Raw genomic sequence first — 17,425 nt, 5'->3', positions numbered from 1 at the left:
TAAGAAATTCACTTCTAAATTCATAAGAATTTTTTCCTATACTTAAAAATAAGTAATTTAACAAAAGGAGAAACGTTCATGAAGAAATTTGTAATTTTTATACTAGGAATAGGCCTCCCTATATACTTACTACCTTTCATATTACGTGGAGATTTAGACAGATTTAATCCGATTGCTGAAGAAAAAAATGTATATGCCGTTGCGAAAGGATATGGTGTTCCAGATTATCATCATAAAGGAAGAGCTATGTACTCACTAAAAGGTGTTGATGAATTAAGCAATGAAAAAGAATATAAAATTGGAACGAACACGCCTAATGATTTTAGAAGAAAAACTTACTTAAAAATTCATGTAAAAGGAAAGTATGTCTATTCTTACGACGTTATTTCTGAAAAGGACATTCCGGAGAAAATAAGGGGACAATTGGAGATAGCAAATAAATAAAAGAGCCAATTCATACGATTTGGCTCTTTATTCTCTCTCCCATCTACCGTTTGGATAATTCTTTCGGTAGATTTATTAAATTCGTTATCATTGTTCCAATAACCATTGCTCAATTACTTTTACTGTTTCATCTCGTTGTGCTTTTGGCGTAATTAAACTCGCATTATCACCTTTTTGCTCACCATACATACCAAAATGAGCATGATTGCCCCCTTTTATCATGTGCATAGTTGTATTTTTGGACATGAACTTTTTATTGTTTTCTATTTTTTCTACAGTTGCTAAAGCATCTACTTCCCCATAAATTGATAACATCGGAATCGATTTCGTAGAGAAGTCATCTGCAGGATACGAACCTAAGAAAATGATTCCGTCTACCTTGTCTTCATGTTGAAAGGCATACTTAGAAATCATAGCTCCTCCCATTGAATGCCCTGCAACATACCATTTTTGAACTTCCGGATACTTTTCAATTACACTGTCTACCTCATTTATTCCAAGTATCGCTAAATTTAATGGTAACTGAGGCATTACTACAAAGTGCCCATCTTTTGCAAGAGCTTCTCCTAAGTAACTATAAGCCTCAGCTTCTACTTTAGCTCCTTGATAAAAAATAACCCCTACTTTCGCATCTTTCGCTCCAAAAACGATATTATCTTCATCTTTTTTATCATCTACTAACGACAAAGCCTCTTGCGTCGGTTTATAAGTAAACTGAGACCAAGTCAAAAAAGTAATACTTCCTATAATTAAAATAGCTAGTAAAGAGTACAGCGTAATTTTTATCCATTTCTTCACAAAGATGACCTCCATAAGATGTATATATTCCATATTTCGGATTATCATTAACACACATAAAAACTCGAGCATTTTTATTATGCTCAAGTTTTTATTTACGCCTTTAATTTATACTATAAATGGTCCAAGATAAATATGTAGCAAATGCAGTCCATAAAAAATATGGAATTAGCAACCATGTCGATACTTTAGATAAATTGGAAGAAACCGCTATGAGAAGCAACGTAGTAATAGCGACTAGTAAACAATCTATTGTTGCTAAAAACAAATTCTTTTGGCTAAATTGAAAATAGCTGAACGCTTGATTGAATATATAATTTAAAAGGAATAAAAACCAAAATGTTTTTGGCTTAAATCCATAGTTGTTGTAAATAATTGCTACTGATAATGCAATAAGTCCAAATAATACAGCCCATATCATTCCGATTGTCATACCAGGAGGTGTCCAAGACGGCTTTTCTAACGCATCATACCAAGTACGATCAATAGGGAATAAAACACTAGAAACATAAAACAAACCATATGTTAGTAAAAATACTATAATACTAGATTTTTTCATAAACATTCTCCTTTTTAATAGAAGGTTTTAGAAACTCTATATGATTCGTATACTCTTTCAATGAATACAACTTTAATACGCAAATAGACATTATAACTTTTACATATCAAATTCATATTGACTCGTGTATTTTATATAAATTCTTTCATACTTTTATATGCACAAAGGGCTCTCTCTCGTGCTGCCTTATGATCAACAATCGGATAAGGGTATGTATTCCCAAGTTTTATATTGGATTTTTGTAAAATATGCTCAGGTGCTTCCCAAGGTTTATGTATATATTTGTTTGGGATATCTCTTAATTCTGGTACCCATCTTCTTATATACTCTCCATTTTTATCAAACTTTTCTCCTTGTGTGATAGGATTAAAAATACGAAAGTACGGTGATGCATCTGCTCCACTTCCAGCAACCCATTGCCATCCCATTGTATTATTTGCAATATCAGCATCTAGTAGTGTATCCATAAACCATTTTGCACCTTCTTGCCACGGAATTAACAAATGCTTTACAAGAAAAGAGGCTACAGCCATTCTTGCCCGATTATGCATAAAACCGGTTTGCCATAGTTCTCGCATTCCCGCATCAATAAACGGATAACCAGTTTCACCCTTCTGCCATACTCTTAATAACTCCTCTTCCTTATTCCACGGAAAATGTTCAAAGCTCTTATTAAGAGGTTTATATACTGTAAATGGATAATGGTATAGTAAATAATAAGAAAACTCTCGCCAAATTAATTGACGTATAAAGCTATTAACTTGTTTTTCAAAGAGACTAGATTGTCTTTCAGTACTTTTATTTATTAAGTAATGAAACATTAGCTTTACTGATATTTGTCCAAATGAAAGATACGGTGCCAACATCGAATGGACATTTTGATTTGGAAAATCTCTTCCTTCACTATAAGAGGCTAATTTACTAGAGAAAAATTTCTTAAATGTTTTGTATGCCCCTTCCTCTGTAGGCTCCCATATTGCTTCCATATGAGATGTCCACGGTATAGTCGGCAACAAGTGTAATTCTGAGACAGATAAGCTTGCTGGTAAAGAGTTTCCCCACTTTATACTCTGCACTCTGTTAATAGGTTTAGGTATTACCTGCTTTTGAAATGCATTGTAAAAAGGCGTAAACACCTTATATTCAGTGTTATCCTTCTTTTTTATAATCCACGGTTCTAATAATAAATGCGAATTAAATTCCTTACAAATAATACCTTTATCTTCTAATATCATTTTCATTTTTTGATTAGATTTTAACCTGTCTGGATCATAACAACTATTCCAATATACAGCCGTTATATCTAATTGTTTTATGAGAGAAAGTATTTCTTCCTGTGTATTTCCTTTGCGGATTATTAAAGTAGAGCCCAATGCCTTAAGTTGCTTTTGGACATCTATTATAGCATGGTGTAACCACCACTTTGCCGCACTTCCTATTGAAAAAGTTTCATCTTGTACATATACCGGAAGAACCTCCCCGGACTGAACAGCCTCAAATAGAGCTGGGTTATCATATAAACGAAAATCTTTTTGAAACATAACGATAATTTTGTTTTGCATGGCTATCCCCTCTTACTCTTAAAACATAATAGATTCTTTATGTGAATAATCCTCTTTTTTACTTTTGCATTATTATATTAATAATTCTTTGTAATCGTAAACAAACGTTTCCATAGTTATTGGACTTCTATCTAGTAAATTCGATAAATCTGATGTGACTTTTTTAGCTAACCCTAATTTTGCAGTTGTATATATTCCAATCATAACCCAAATAAAGTCACTGTTAAGTCCCTTTTGAATCATTCTTTTTCTAAATTTAAATATACTTGGATTTGTATAAGTAATATCTTTATTTATTATTTTTGAAATAATAGCAGCAACTTCATAATATGTTAATGCCTCATTTCCCGTTAAAGAATAAGCTTTAAATTCATGTCCCTCTTCGGTTAATATTTTAGCTGCAACTTCTCCAATATCCCGTACATCTATAAAACTTGTTTCCCCTTTACCAGCAGGTACTTCAATTATTTTTTCATTTCTTAATTCATCACCATGTTGTGATAATAAATTTTGCATAAAAAAACTCGGTCTTAGGAATGTGTAAGGGATCCCAGAAGCCTTTATCATAGCTTCAATTTTAGCATGAGGTACTATCGGATTTTTTTCTACACCTAATAAAGATAAAAATACAATGTGTTTTATACCTATTTCTTTTGCGGCATCTACAACAGGCTGGAAATACTTTTTTGCATCAGCTAGATGTGGTGGTCTTATTAGAAAGACTTTAGTAACACCTGTTAAAGCCGCCTTTACAGATGAGGGGTTTTCAAAATCAAAATACACTCCTTCAGTTTCTCTACTGCGCGTTGTGACTTTGAAAGTAGCATTTCTTTTTATTAGGCATTTTACAACCTCTTTTCCTACATTCCCTGTAGCACCTGTTACTAAAATCATTTTAATCACCCTTTATTTTTTTGTAAATTTTGAATCATACTTTGCAAAACTCGAACTGTATTTTCTACTTCCTCTTTAGGAATACTAGCTGTAGCATTTTTTATAACTTCATCGCTTACATTTTCTATCTCCTGTATTAATGCCTTAGTTTCATCTGTTAAAAATATTAAATGTGACCGTTTATCTTTAGGATTATGTTTTATAAGAATCCATTCTTTTTGCAATAATCTTTGTATAATTCCGGTTACTGTTGGACGGTCTGCTAAGAGCCTTTCAGCAATCATAGCCGGGGTGGTTCCATTTGGATAAAGAGATATATCCTTTAACACAGACCATTGCTGAGCTGTTATTTTATATTCTTTTAATTGATTTGATAATTCTGTTTTCGTCATTATACTTACCTTGTGTAATAAATAGCCTAAATTATTCATATAACCTCCAATATAGTTAGTACACTAATTATATAGTTAGTATACTAACTATAATGTGTAATTACAAACTTCAATTAATAGTTTATATATAAAAGATGTATCAAATTCTTATTTTGTACTATTTCATATTATATTTAAAATCTTCTTTAATCCTGTTTTGCATGTATTGTACACTCTATATACAAAGGTTATTCCTTGCTGTTACTTTAAATAAGCATTTACAATTGTATCTAGCATAGGTATTTCTTATTATCCGATTAGTCATATTTATTCTTAATTCTGCAAAATAAAAAAGAAAATGGAGCGAAAGATGAAAAAACAATTTGATAAACAATCAAACTTAAATACATTTATTGATTCAACAATCCTATGGACTTTTCAAAACAAAAATGCTATAAATACACTTTTGAATGAAGGTAAGCTTATAGCCAATCCTATTTTTGTTAGTAAAGAAGATTTCACAGCATATAAATACATTGTAAGACACATGAAACAGAAAGGTATTGACTTTACTATAGATTTCCCCATTTGGGCATGGCATTCATGCAATGGTTACAAAAAGAAGCCTACTTTTGAGACTGCAAGGGAATTACTATCAGATATTCAATTAGAGAAAGAAATATACCTCATCGAATTCACATGTCCTAATTTTTTATTTATGTTAACAAACTATAGCGGATGGTGCGACATTTATTTTAAACTCACTGGCAATCCTAAAGCAAGTGTAACAAATGATGAAGAAAAATACTTATTTAACCTTTATCCTACCATTGAGGAAGAATGGGAATATCATCATATCCAAGCAACTCTACCCTACCTAAAAAAAGAATGGATTATACAAATAACAGAAATTAGTAAGATGAATGGGTTTAACAAATAATATTGTTTATAAATGCTTTATTTAAGCATTCATAAACATAACAAATAGTCACATTAAACTAATACATTTAAAATAGCGTTTTTTTACAATGGAACCCTAAATAAACTCGTTACTACTATGATTTTGCATACATGTAGCTTACTCATTTAGTTTTGGTCTAGTTTGTAAATATAAATTCAAATCCGGACTTGAACCGCTAATAATTATATCTCGAACAATTTTAGAAAGCACCATACTATATACTAATCCATTATCTCCATACGCATAGATAAAGTGACAATTTGGAAACTCTTCATACATTCCAATTATAGGTAAACCATCATGAGTACCACCATAAAAAGCACTTAAATAAAATTCAGGTTCAACTGTTATATTGGGAAAGAGCTTATTAAATTCATTTACTAATTTCTCTTTTTTATGGATTAATTTTGAATCTCTTTCTTGAGCAATGTTTGTATCTTCATCTAACCCACCTATAATAATCCTGTTATCTGCAGTAGTTCTCATATAAATATATGGTCTCGCAGTTTCCCAAATGAGAGTACGTTTATACCAAGAAGATAAATCTTCTACAGGATTAGTAACAACTGCATATGAGCTAATCAGTGTAGCGTTCTTTTCCTTTTTAAATTCCAACCCTTCATATCCTGCAGCCACAATTACTTTATTGGCAGTAATAGAATTGCCCCCCTTTGTATAAAAGATAGCACATTCTTTCTCTAACTTTTTGCCAACAATCTCTGTATCTTCATAAATTTGAACTCCTTTATTAGCAGCTTGTTCTAATAAACTATGTGTAAATTTATAAGGATTTATTTCACCATCATTATACGTATAAATAGCTGCACGTTTTTTAAATGGATATCTCTGTCCAATTTGTTCCTCTGATAGCCAAGTCGCTTTAAAATCATGCTTATGTAAATAATACAGTTCTTTTTCTAATTTCTTTATATCCTCTTCATAACTTGCATAATATAAACTGTCACGTCGTTTAAAATCAGAGCAATAAGGCAAGTTTTGATCAGCATATTCAATATCATTAATAGCTTGTTCACATAATTTCATATGCTTAACTGCATACTCTTCTCCAAATGTATTTACAAGTTCAAAAAACATCTTGTCACCTAAATATTGAATAAGTGCTGTATTTGTAAGGTTACTCCCGTGTCCTACCTTTCTTTTATCAACGACAACAATATTTAAATCTGATTCACTCAAATAGTATGCTGATTGAGCACCTGAACTTCCTGCTCCTATTATTAGTACGTCACATTTTATATCTTCTTCCAAGCGAGGATAAGAAGATGTATTAGAAAAAGTTGTGTTCCAATATAATTTCCCTTTCTGTAAATCCATTTAAAGTGCACCGTCCTAAATAAAATAGTTATATCCCCATCTGTATCTCCAAATCATTCTTACTATATACTTCTTATCAAATTTATTTTTGCTACCATTAGATTATTAATGCAATATTTTGTTCACCCCTATATGGTATTAAACTAGGCTTATAAAAAGTTAATAGTATATATATTATTTATTTTCATTTAGAAATTTAAGAACTTGGTTAAAAGCTTCTTCACCTGCTGGAGTGTTCATTTTAAATTGAAATTCATGTGCTAACTCGCCAGAGATATTTTTATCAAAGAAAAGTGTATCTACAGGTACTCCTTTATTTTGTAAAGTAGAAGCTAATGCTTTACCTTGCTCTTCAAATGATGCAGTATTTCCATCTGTGATGAACGTTGGTGGGTAATCTTTTGTAACGTGTTTATAAATAGAGGCGATTTCCATTTCAGGTAATGTTTCAAATTTCTTTTTCCCAAAGTAAGCCCAGCCAGTAGTACGCATAAAGTCTTGCACTTCTTTGGATGTTTCCATTTTAGCTAATGCAGGCATATTATACGGGCCGCAAAATAGCAATATACCTTTAATTGTAGAAGGAGCAACAACAGCGTCAATCCCGGTTAATTTCGCATAATCTGGAGATGTTTGAATAGTAACAAATTGTCCAGATATTTGCGCTCCCGCAGAATCTCCTGCAAAATATAGGTCATCTAGTTTTACATTATATTTCTTTGCATTTGCTTTTATATATTCATAAGCCTCACCAAGTTGTAGTACTGGTGTAGGATACTTTCTTTTAGGAGCAAGAGCATAATTTATATTTATCACTGTATAACCACGAGCAGCTAATTCTACTGCATAACCAGTAATGTCTGATTTATCTCCACCTACAAATCCACCCCCGTGCACCCAAAAAATAACAGGTGTTTTCCCTATAAAATTTTTGGGATAAATAATGTCTAATGTACCATCAGGAAATTTAGAATTATAATTGATATCTTTAACAATTCGTGTCTCTTTTAGAGCGTTTTTATAATTATTAGATTGAACAAACATTCCACCTTCAAATGCTTTTTTTATGAGAAACGCTTTCGGAATAGGTGAAACATTCCAAAAAACAACCCCCGCAATAATCAATCCGAAAACAATAAAAAGAGTTAGCAACATTCTTTTTTTCCATATCACTTTAGGTTTTAACTGTTTTATTCTCATAATTAAAGAATCTCCATTCTTTTTAGTAATAATCTTAAAATAAAGTGAAACTTTAATCAGCCCTCACCAATAGGGCTGCCCGTTAATGCGGGATCAATCACAATATACACTTCTATTTTACGATTAACTTTATTATCACCTGCTAATCCGTCCTTAAAATTTTATGCAAAAAGTTATATATTTTTATTATGTACATATTAGGTATCTCCTATAAAACACATTAAAAATTCAAACAAAAAGAGCAAAAGATCCCCATTTATAGAAGATTTCTTTTGCTCTTTGTAAAGGACACAAGTCCAAATAAAAGTTGCTTATCTATCGATAACTTACACATAAGAATGCATTTGTTTCAGTACTTTATTAGCAAAAACTTTAACAACCGTTTCTTTTTCACCCGTTCTATCAATTATGAAACCATGAACTTCAATATCAGAAGGTACTAATGGATGATGACGGATCATATCTATACTCTTTTCAATATTTTCACTAACATTTTTTTGTGCACTCAGCCATTGATTAAGGCTACCACTTGAAAATTCAGGCATGCAATTTTTAAAGAGATAGTCTAATTCTATATTATCTTTTATGAAATCACGTTGAGTTTGTAGATTAACTGAAGAAGTTTCTTTATCCTCTATTCCGACAACAAAAATTTCTTTAACATTTTCTTGATAAATAGCAATAATAATAGATCTCATTATATCTCCATAAGGATGTACAATTACAGAATCATAGCTGTGTATAGTCAACATGTTTTCTTGTTGAATGTTAGTTACTTGTTGGATACTAGGCTCTATTCCGTGTTCAATGTCTGTTAATAATAAAACTTTTTTATTCTTTGAATTCATATGGAGCACTCCTTCTTCATTATTGTATTTATGAAACTTTTAAGCTAGTAACAATAATAATTGTTACCAGTTTTTCCAGCTTCCCTCTGGATCAACACTTGCAAGTCTAACCCATCCATTTTGAACTTTTTCTCGAAATGTGAAATCATTATTTAACAAACGTTCTATATATTCAATAGGTGCTTGAATGACAATTAGTAAACGAAGTGGTGAATGATACGTCTCACTATCTGACTGCATAACCGATTGCCAAGGTAAGCCTGGCAACAGGTCACTAGCATTCCCTTGCATAACACCGAGACCCGCCGTTACGGTTTGGGTTGTTTTATTTCCACTACCATAATAATGAGGAGCTACAGTTGATGCGTAATATTGTAGATTTATCCACTGTGCAACTGTTCCTGGTCCTGCAATAATGTTAGCTAATATATCGCCACTTTCATCCTGTTTCCAATCATAATTATGAAGGAAAGCCCTGCCTTCTAAGTCACAATCTTGAGTTAATTCACGCTGTCCGATAATAAAAGATGCATTACGCGCTAATCCCCATTCTGGACGTATTTCACTCCAATCTTCTGCAAATCGATGTGCCTCTTTACTCGGATTTTTTATTTTCGTTTTAAAATTAGGTAATTGCGTTAAACGTTCTCTATTTGCATGTTGGCTCACATTTGGCATAATCGTCTCGATACAATCAAACGCTTCTTGCGCAGTTTTCGAAAGTTCTGGGACGTAAATCCATTCCAATTCGTCCACTGTTGTTTTATGTTCAGCTGCTGCAAAAATGGTATCCTTAGGAATGTTAATGCCTTCAGCAAACAACGCCTCTCTCACTTCTGGAAGATTACATAAAGTCGCAAAAACTCTTGCATTGAATCCTCCTGCTGCTCCGCCACAAGCACCACACTCAAGTGCTGCAGCATAAGGGTTGTTCGTACTTTGACTACTATGTCCGCACATTACAACTAAAGGAGCAAATTTTTCTGTCAGTCCCACCATTTTTAAAGCTTGACGCACATAGTTCACTTTTTCTTCTTTCGTAAAACCGATAGGTATCTCACCTTTTGTGTCATGAACATGATTAAGCGAGAATGTTGTATCAGGTTTTTGTAACATAGTTTTACGAAGTTTACGAATGAAACCACCAACTCCTCTTGGGACAAAGCTTCTTGTCACCATCTGTAGACCAAGTAAAGGACCACTTAACTCAGGTAGCGCCATACTTGTCAGTACGTTCTGTTTCATCGTTTTAAATGTATAACGCACCGAACTGCCTACCCTCTTACGTTGCTCATAAGATTTAAATTCATTTTCATCTGTAAGCTCTTTTATTTGATGCTTCGGTTTCAGTATAACTGGCAAGGAAGGATGGCTGTCATTACTACCTAGTTCACTAGTCGCAATTGGTAACCCAAAGAAACCAGCTATTCCAAACGTTTCAAACGGACCTAGTTTTTCTAAGTGGCGACGAAACGGTTCTGAACGTACATCAATACAAAATGCTAATTGAGCTAATACACGCTTTTTATCATTGGTTGCGCGTTGTTTAGAAGCAATCTTCTCTCTTAATTGCTCTGCATGCGTTTGTTCCCAAGCTTCCAGCCAAAGTTTCCTGCGAATATTTTCATCAAAACGATATGCAAATGCTAACAATTCGCTTTGTTCAGCTGCAGACATTTGTGACCATTCCCGTGTTGAAATATTCCCCCAATAGATCCAAGAAGCTATAAGTGGGACGATCGAAACTTTTTTCTCAACCTTTTGATTTTTTAAAGATAAATAAGGTTTTGCAATAGCCAGCTCCATAGAAATTCGAACTGCTAAATATTCTATTAAAAGCCCCTGTTCCTGAATTGATTGTTGTGAGCGCCATCGTATCATTCCTGCCCACCCAGGTAAAGAAAGTAAGTGCCCTTCAAGATAAGCTTGTATGTTAGATTCAGAAATTCCTAGTTCAAATAACGCTCTCGCTAAAGCTACTTCGGCATCTTGTGGCCAATCTTTTAAAACTTTACGCTCATTTTTACTGAGCGCTGGATCAAATGTAATAAGGTGTTGCCATGCACGATAAAAACCTTTCTCTCGATTTGGCATCGTCCAACTTGATCCGGAGTCATCAAGATATAATTTACACCATTTAATGATATGATAATTAAGAATATCAGATAGGTTTTCACTATTTTGATTCTCTATAAGCGAACTTATTGGCTGCATAACAGAGGCTTTCATATTTGCTGTATTTATATAACTCATTTCTTCTGCCAATTTATTTAATTCTGGCGATGATAATAGACTAGAAGGTAATTTTTCTAACTTTAAAGCCGCTTGGCAAAATCGCTCTACTTTCTCTCGCGGAATATGAAAAGATTGTGAATCCAGCCAACGAGACAAACTACTTTGTAAAAATGATTCCTCAATCTCACCTTTCGCTTTTGCCGAATGAATCATGGAAGTACTAGGATACATATCCACATTACGAGCTTCTTTTAGCCAATTTGCGACTTGTTCAAATGATTGCTTTTCAAGTCCCATCCAAGGGTGGTGAGCTGCAAACGTAGAGATAGGCCAAAGTGGTGCAATAACTCGGCTAGCAGATGCAACTAAATCATTTATATTATTTTCTTGCATATCAATGTTTGTATCTTTCTTTAATATTGACGATATGCTCATCACGAATTACCTCCCTTTGATACATAATGTTTCAGATAGCTTGGGTGACTTTCTACTGATTTTCTTCTCGCCTCACCTACTCGAACTAACCAAAGATAAAGTACAGCGAATAAAGTAGAAGATTGATGACGAGTAACGAAAGTACTAGTAACACTACTAAATAGTAAAATACATATAACAAAGATAACGGCTGGAGCTGAAGGTTGAACACTTTGATAAATATCAGTATGCAACCATTTATAAAGAGAATTATGAACGGTAAAGTAAATGAGAGAAAATCCAATCAAAACAATTACGCCAGCAATTCGTCCCATTCTTCCCTCTCCAAAAACAACAAGCTGTTTCCATGAAAAGTATAGTGACCAGCCTAAGATTAACGCACTAACTAGTTGATACCCCTCTCCAGAAGTCATAAACCAGAAAGTAATTGCTATAAATAATCCTAAAACACGCCCGACTCTAATCCATAAATTGGACATCTTTTCATTAGACTGATTCACTACCCCAAAACGTTGCACTGAAGAACCAGCTTGTAAAAACAGTGTAGCTTTAAACAAACCATGTAAAATTAAATGAATAACAGCCGCTAAATAGGCGCCTAATGCACATTGAATAAGCATAAATCCCATTTGTGCAATAGTTGAACCTACTAGCTGACGTTTATAATCAACTTGGACTAAACTAATTCCTGTACCTATCAAGACAGAAATACTAGAGAAAATTAGTAAAATTATTTGTGCAATATCATCATGAAAAAGAGGTGAAAATCTAGTTAACATGATACCGCCAGCATTTACTAAACCCGCATGCATAATAGCAGAAACAGGAGTTGGAGCAACAGCGGACTCAATTAACCATCTTTGAAAAGGCCATTGTGCTGCTGGAATCATCACCGCTAATATAATTAATAAGTTAATTCCTGTTCTCTCCAATGTTCCATGTAGCGCTACATTTTCATTCGTTAAAACTGATGTTAATTGCCACTGTCCAGTTACTTGAAAAAGCCAAATGATAGCTGATAGCAACGCAATCCAACTTATTGTAAATAAATAGCCAGAGATTTTAGTTGCTTCACTAACTACTTTCCACCCTTTATTTAGCCCTATGAGTAGAACCAATCCTATAAGCGTTGCTCCCCAACAAATAATCATGAAACGAAGATCATCACTTAACCATGCAACCGAAGATACACCTGTAGTAAATGTAAAAAGTACAAAGTATTTTCGATATGAGCGATCTCCCATTAAGTAACGTACAGAAAAACGCTGAATGATTAAACCAATTGTAAGAACAAAGAAAGCCATTAACCAAGCTAAAGTATCTAGATGCCAAGGTCCCACAACTCTATCTCCATTGTTATTAACAAGTGCGAGCAAAGAAACCAATGAAGGTAAAGCAGCGATACCAATATGGATATGAACAAAACGTAAAGGTATCCTTGCATGTAAAAACAATAATCCACTTAGCCAAGAAGCACTAAGCGCCATAAAAAATAAAGTTAACAGTGTTGATGAACTCAGCGAAATTAACATGTTAAATACTCCCTTCTAAGCGAAAATAACCTATAAAAATTCCTTTTAATTACGATAGTTTTTTAAATTTCAATTTTCATTCACTCTTTTTAGTGCATCGTTTTTTCCCATAAAAAAAACCGACAACTTCCATAATTCAATGATTTTATATCATCATTGAATTATGGAGATTGTCGGTTTCCCTTCAACTAACTTCAATAAAGTTTTTTGAAGAGCTCCCATTTTATAGAGGATAATAATGTATGTATTACTCCTATTAAAAAGAAATGTATATTTCTGATCTCCTAGATTATGCAATCAATATATCAATTTATGTTATACGCTATCTTTTAATTAAGAAACTTTTTCATTTAGTCAATATTACATATTAAAAAAATGCTAAAGCCTTAATTATAGCAAACTGTTAAAATGAGCATCTATCAATTTTTTAAAACAATTATAAGATAAACCATATTAAGCAGTTTGTCAATTTCTTTATCCGTTTTTTAAGAGTTATCAGAATTAAGATTTATTATACCTAAATAACTTCAAGTTTTTAATTATTAGCCTGTTAATAAAGTGTAAAACTTGTAGGTTTCTTAATCCTTCCACTAACCTTAAGGTATTTTTAAAATTTCTCCTCAAGATTATGAAGCAATTTAAAAATCATTACTCGTTCACCTGTACGGGAGCTTATATCCGTATGAAAGCTTTTCACTTTCTCTCCAGTTAATTCTAGTATAATCTCTTTCAGATCATCAATTCCAGATTCAACTAGCTCCGAACGATTCTTCTTTATCGTTAGCATCCCGTCTTTTGTTTCGCAAACACTATATTCAGCCGGCGTTAAAACACCTTGTAAATTTACGATAATCATATCCCGTAATATATCTGTCTTAACGGATATAGACCCGCGTCCTAGGTAGTCCTTTTCCCAGTGAGTAATTGCTTTGCTTATCTCTGATTCAATAGAGCCTTTTGAGCTTTTCATCTATGTATCCTCCTTCAATAAAATAAATTTACAATAACAATATAATAATCCGGATTGATTTTATTTTCAATTATTGAGAAGAATTTATTGGGATTGTTGTATAGTATCCTTTCATATCATAGCGATTTTTTATATTACAATATAGATTTTTTTGATCATTCCCAACAAGATACTCTTACTATAAAGGCTCTGTTGCATAGATTTCTAAAAAGGACATTCCGGAGAAAATAAGGAAACTCTTGTGACATAATACATAAACGAAAGAGTCGATTTCTTTATAAAATAGGAAATCGACTTTTGCTTAATTATTGATTTAGTAATAAAAACACCTTTTAAAATAACTATGTTTATACTATAGACGTTGATCTTTTTGGAAGTTTAGACGAAAATGATCCTCGTCATTATATACACCAAATTCATACCCTTTCTCTTTATAAAATTTAATAATTTCAGGAAGAGCTTGTAATGTTTGCGCCTTTTCATGCATTAAAACAACTTCTACTTCTTCTGTTGTCTGTTTCTTTACATTATCGATAATCTGAGTTGGATTATCTTTTAATTTCCAATCATTTGAGTCTATTGTCCAATCCCAAACTTTTATTGCTGCTTCTACAATTTGGTTACGAATTTCCTCGCCCTTTAATCCTGGTGCAGATCCATATGGCGGACGAACTAATTTAGGAGTTGTACCCGTAATATTATGAATAAGAGCTAACGTTTCTTTCATCTCCGTTACAAATTGTCCTTTTTTGTATAGCTTATCACTATTATGTGTCATACTATGTGCACCAATATAATGCCCTTCTTTTACTGCTCGCTTTACGTTTTCCTGAAAACCTGTATTTTGTAAATTGCTACCTTGCATAAAAAATGTCGAGGCGACATTTTGCTCTTTTAGTACATCTAAAAATTTCCCAGTTAGTTCGCTAGGACCATCATCGAATGTTAAATAAACAACCTTTCCCACCGGTTTTCCATCAGGTCTTTTCTGTTTTGCTGGTGGTGTTTCTTTTTTCTTTTCTTGTTGTTGCGTGTTAACTTGATTACTACTTTCGTTAGCTATTCCCTTCGCTGGGATAGAGTTCCATTTTCCTATTAAAAAGAAGGTGAAAAAGGTCGTTGCTAAAACAACTCCTAGAGATATTATTACCTTAGTTAGTCGACTTGTTTTTTTCTTACTTTGTGATTCTTTCATTATTTTTCGATCCTTTCCCTATTAATTTTTATATTCATTATTTATACAGCTGAGCATTAACTCCAGCTGATGTTTACAATAAATAGATTAATAGAGGAAGGTGAAGATAAAATGCAGATAATGTCGAATTTAGTTAAAGAATAACGTATGGCATCCACTCTTTAAAAAAATATTTGTTTCTCTACTACAGTTAAATTTGAAAACTGGATATACATCCAAAATAAAAGATACTACTCTTTCTAAACAATATTTTCATATCAAGATAACAACATGCTGGTATAAAGATAAAATACAAAGATAGCCGTACTATTGAAATTCTATTATAATTTTGTAATTGGAATTCATTTGAACCAAATGAAGAACTAGAAGAAATATTATTATGTGGAGGTGCCCCGATGAACCTTGTAATTAGAGAGTTAGAAACAAATGATTTAGATAATCTCCCGGAGATTGATGACAGTTTTATAGTGAATGCTCGGTTAATTCTTTCTCTTTCCAAAGGAAATAAACGTATAGAATATACAGTAGAAGACGTTCCGAGTTATGAAAAAAGTTATTTACAAAATCAAGATGATAATGAAGAACTGGCTTACAATGAATATATAAATAAACCTAATCAAGTCATTTACATAGCACTGTTACATAACCAAATCATTGGATTAATGGTATTGAAAAAGAATTGGAACCACTATGCTTACATAGAAGATATAACGGTAGATAAAAAATATCGTACACTCGGAGTTGGTAAAAGATTAGTTGATCAAGCAAAGCAGTGGGCAAAAAAAGGCAATATGCCAGGTATCATGCTTGAAACGCAAAATAATAATGTCGCAGCATGTAAGTTCTATGAAAAATGCGGATTTGTAATTGGTGGGTGTGATTTTCTTGTTTATAAAGGTTTGGATATTGAAAATGATGAAGTTGCAATTTATTGGTATTTGCATTTCAAATGAAACTGTTTTTAACATTAAACAAAGTCAAAATAAAAACCCCAATTTCTCTATATTAAAATTGAGAAACTGGGGTTAAGTTATTTAACCATATTTTTTATTTAAAACAAATAACTAATTAATAACCCTGCTGATAATAAGAAGCCAAAAATCGTATTTGTCATCGCTGTTGATTTCATTGCGATGCGCATATACCCAGGATCCTTTGCCCCTTTTTGGAAACTTTGAATCGCAGAAATCGGCTTTCTCAAACCTAGGAACATAACTAATGCCCAAGGGCTTATATAACCCATTAATACAATTACGGCAATCCATAAATACGCAATGAAAAAGGCTACCGCTAGTGTTACCACAGCTTTCTCTCTCCCAAGGAGGATTACTAATGTCTTTCTTCCACCTTTAATATCTTCTTCGATATCTCTGATGTTATTCGACATATTGATTGCACCGACTAAAATTCCAATTGGAATGGAAATCAATACACTTTCAATCGTTATCGTATTCGTTTGAATAAAGAAAGCAATGAGTACAAAACATGTCCCCATTAACAATCCAGAAACTAATTCTCCAAACGGGGTGTACGCAATTGGTAGTGGACCACCTGTATATAAATAGCCAACTGCCATCCCAATTAAACCAATAACCACTAACCACCAACTACTATTCATACAAATATAAATGCCAATAAAAGCTGCTACGACATACAATAAAAGCGCAACTGTTAAAACATTTTTTGGCTTCAATCCATGACGGACAATTCCGCCACCGATGCCAACGGATTCAGCAGTGTCTAATCCACGTTTAAAATCATAGTACTCATTAAATAAGTTCGTTGCTATTTGCAATGCTAAACATGCAACCATCATCGCAATAAATAACAGCCAATCAATTTTGGCAACATAAAGTGATGCCACTGTTCCTAAAATTACAGGAGAAAACGTCGCCGTTAATGTATGCGGGCGCGTCATCTTCCATATTAATTTAGCGGAACTAATTTCTTTTTCTGTCCCCATAACTCTGTTCAATCTCCCTACATTTTAAGTATAAATTACTAGCAGTATCTTTCTATCTATTTCCTGCCACGCATCCATTCATTATATCAATAAATGATTATCCTTTCTAACAAATCAACTTTT

16 protein-coding genes are annotated in these 17,425 nt (G+C 32.9%); 3 read left to right on the top strand and 13 right to left on the bottom strand.

Annotation, left to right across the window (positions count from 1 at the left end; genetic code table 11):
- Nucleotides 1-78: 78 nt before the first annotated feature.
- Nucleotides 79-444 (top strand): YxeA family protein, encoded by a 366-nt coding sequence (locus tag B9A45_RS13835; protein ID WP_000714895.1) that lies wholly within the window; start codon nt 79-81, stop codon nt 442-444.
- A gap of 87 nt (nt 445-531) precedes the next feature.
- Here B9A45_RS13835 and B9A45_RS13830 read toward each other — a convergent pair whose 3' ends face one another.
- The 5 genes from B9A45_RS13830 to B9A45_RS13810 all read right to left on the bottom strand — a co-directional run bounded on the left by B9A45_RS13830 (nt 532) and on the right by B9A45_RS13810 (nt 4,688).
- Complete coding sequence (locus tag B9A45_RS13830; protein WP_000758827.1) at nt 532-1,242, bottom strand: alpha/beta hydrolase; 711 nt, start codon at nt 1,240-1,242, stop codon at nt 532-534.
- A 103-nt stretch (nt 1,243-1,345) separates the two neighbouring features.
- Nucleotides 1,346-1,801, bottom strand: a complete 456-nt coding sequence (locus tag B9A45_RS13825) for a TspO/MBR family protein (RefSeq protein WP_000749742.1) — start codon at nt 1,799-1,801, stop codon at nt 1,346-1,348.
- 131 nt (nt 1,802-1,932) lie between these two features.
- Nucleotides 1,933-3,363, bottom strand: coding sequence for a cryptochrome/photolyase family protein (locus tag B9A45_RS13820; protein WP_001179979.1), 1,431 nt, complete (start codon nt 3,361-3,363; stop codon nt 1,933-1,935).
- 72 nt (nt 3,364-3,435) lie between these two features.
- A complete protein-coding gene (locus tag B9A45_RS13815) occupies nt 3,436-4,257 on the bottom strand; it encodes an SDR family oxidoreductase (RefSeq protein WP_000604773.1) in 822 nt (273 codons plus the stop codon).
- Nucleotides 4,258-4,262: 5 nt separating this feature from the next.
- Complete coding sequence (locus B9A45_RS13810) at nt 4,263-4,688, bottom strand: MarR family winged helix-turn-helix transcriptional regulator (RefSeq protein ID WP_001061039.1); 426 nt, start codon at nt 4,686-4,688, stop codon at nt 4,263-4,265.
- A gap of 310 nt (nt 4,689-4,998) precedes the next feature.
- Between B9A45_RS13810 and B9A45_RS13805 the strand changes: the two genes are divergently transcribed.
- Nucleotides 4,999-5,568 (top strand): DUF3841 domain-containing protein, encoded by a 570-nt coding sequence (locus B9A45_RS13805; RefSeq protein WP_000743850.1) that lies wholly within the window; start codon nt 4,999-5,001, stop codon nt 5,566-5,568.
- Between the two features lie 138 nt (nt 5,569-5,706).
- Here the strand turns inward: B9A45_RS13805 and B9A45_RS13800 are convergent, their stop codons facing one another.
- The 7 genes from B9A45_RS13800 to B9A45_RS13770 form a co-directional block, all read right to left on the bottom strand.
- Nucleotides 5,707-6,924, bottom strand: a complete 1,218-nt coding sequence (locus tag B9A45_RS13800; RefSeq protein WP_000365648.1) for an NAD(P)/FAD-dependent oxidoreductase — start codon at nt 6,922-6,924, stop codon at nt 5,707-5,709.
- Between the two features lie 174 nt (nt 6,925-7,098).
- Nucleotides 7,099-8,124, bottom strand: a complete 1,026-nt coding sequence (locus B9A45_RS13795; protein ID WP_001220683.1) for an alpha/beta hydrolase — start codon at nt 8,122-8,124, stop codon at nt 7,099-7,101.
- 326 nt (nt 8,125-8,450) lie between these two features.
- Nucleotides 8,451-8,972: a carbonic anhydrase gene (locus B9A45_RS13790; protein WP_001086248.1), complete on the bottom strand. Its 522-nt coding sequence runs from the start codon at nt 8,970-8,972 to the stop codon at nt 8,451-8,453.
- A 63-nt stretch (nt 8,973-9,035) separates the two neighbouring features.
- Complete coding sequence (locus B9A45_RS13785) at nt 9,036-11,642, bottom strand: DUF2309 domain-containing protein (protein ID WP_000028356.1); 2,607 nt, start codon at nt 11,640-11,642, stop codon at nt 9,036-9,038.
- Nucleotides 11,642-13,174 carry an NADH dehydrogenase subunit 5 gene (locus tag B9A45_RS13780; RefSeq protein WP_000908921.1) on the bottom strand — a complete coding sequence of 511 codons (1,533 nt, stop codon included), beginning with the start codon at nt 13,172-13,174 and terminating at the stop codon, nt 11,642-11,644. The genes B9A45_RS13785 and B9A45_RS13780 overlap by 1 nt, the downstream gene beginning before the upstream one ends.
- 607 nt (nt 13,175-13,781) lie before the next feature.
- On the bottom strand, nt 13,782-14,144 hold the full coding sequence (locus tag B9A45_RS13775) for a Na-translocating system protein MpsC family protein (protein ID WP_000842548.1): 363 nt from the start codon (nt 14,142-14,144) through the stop codon (nt 13,782-13,784).
- A gap of 352 nt (nt 14,145-14,496) precedes the next feature.
- The gene (locus tag B9A45_RS13770) at nt 14,497-15,339 is read right to left on the bottom strand and encodes a polysaccharide deacetylase family protein (RefSeq protein ID WP_000665177.1); all 843 of its coding nucleotides are present in this window, start codon (nt 15,337-15,339) and stop codon (nt 14,497-14,499) included.
- 395 nt (nt 15,340-15,734) lie between these two features.
- Between B9A45_RS13770 and satA the strand changes: the two genes are divergently transcribed.
- A complete protein-coding gene (satA, locus tag B9A45_RS13765; RefSeq protein WP_001054991.1) occupies nt 15,735-16,292 on the top strand; it encodes a streptothricin N-acetyltransferase SatA in 558 nt (185 codons plus the stop codon).
- A gap of 98 nt (nt 16,293-16,390) precedes the next feature.
- On the opposite strand, the gene menA is transcribed toward satA, so the two are convergent.
- Nucleotides 16,391-17,302: a 1,4-dihydroxy-2-naphthoate polyprenyltransferase gene (gene menA / locus B9A45_RS13760; protein ID WP_000536384.1), complete on the bottom strand. Its 912-nt coding sequence runs from the start codon at nt 17,300-17,302 to the stop codon at nt 16,391-16,393.
- Between the last annotated feature and the right edge of the window lie 123 nt (nt 17,303-17,425).

The organism is Bacillus sp. JKS001846 (assembly GCF_900176455.1).
Lineage (GTDB): Bacteria > Bacillota > Bacilli > Bacillales > Bacillaceae_G > Bacillus_A > Bacillus_A cereus.
The sequence above is the reverse complement of the archived record's forward strand: the minus strand, read 5'-3'. Positions and strand labels throughout refer to the sequence as shown.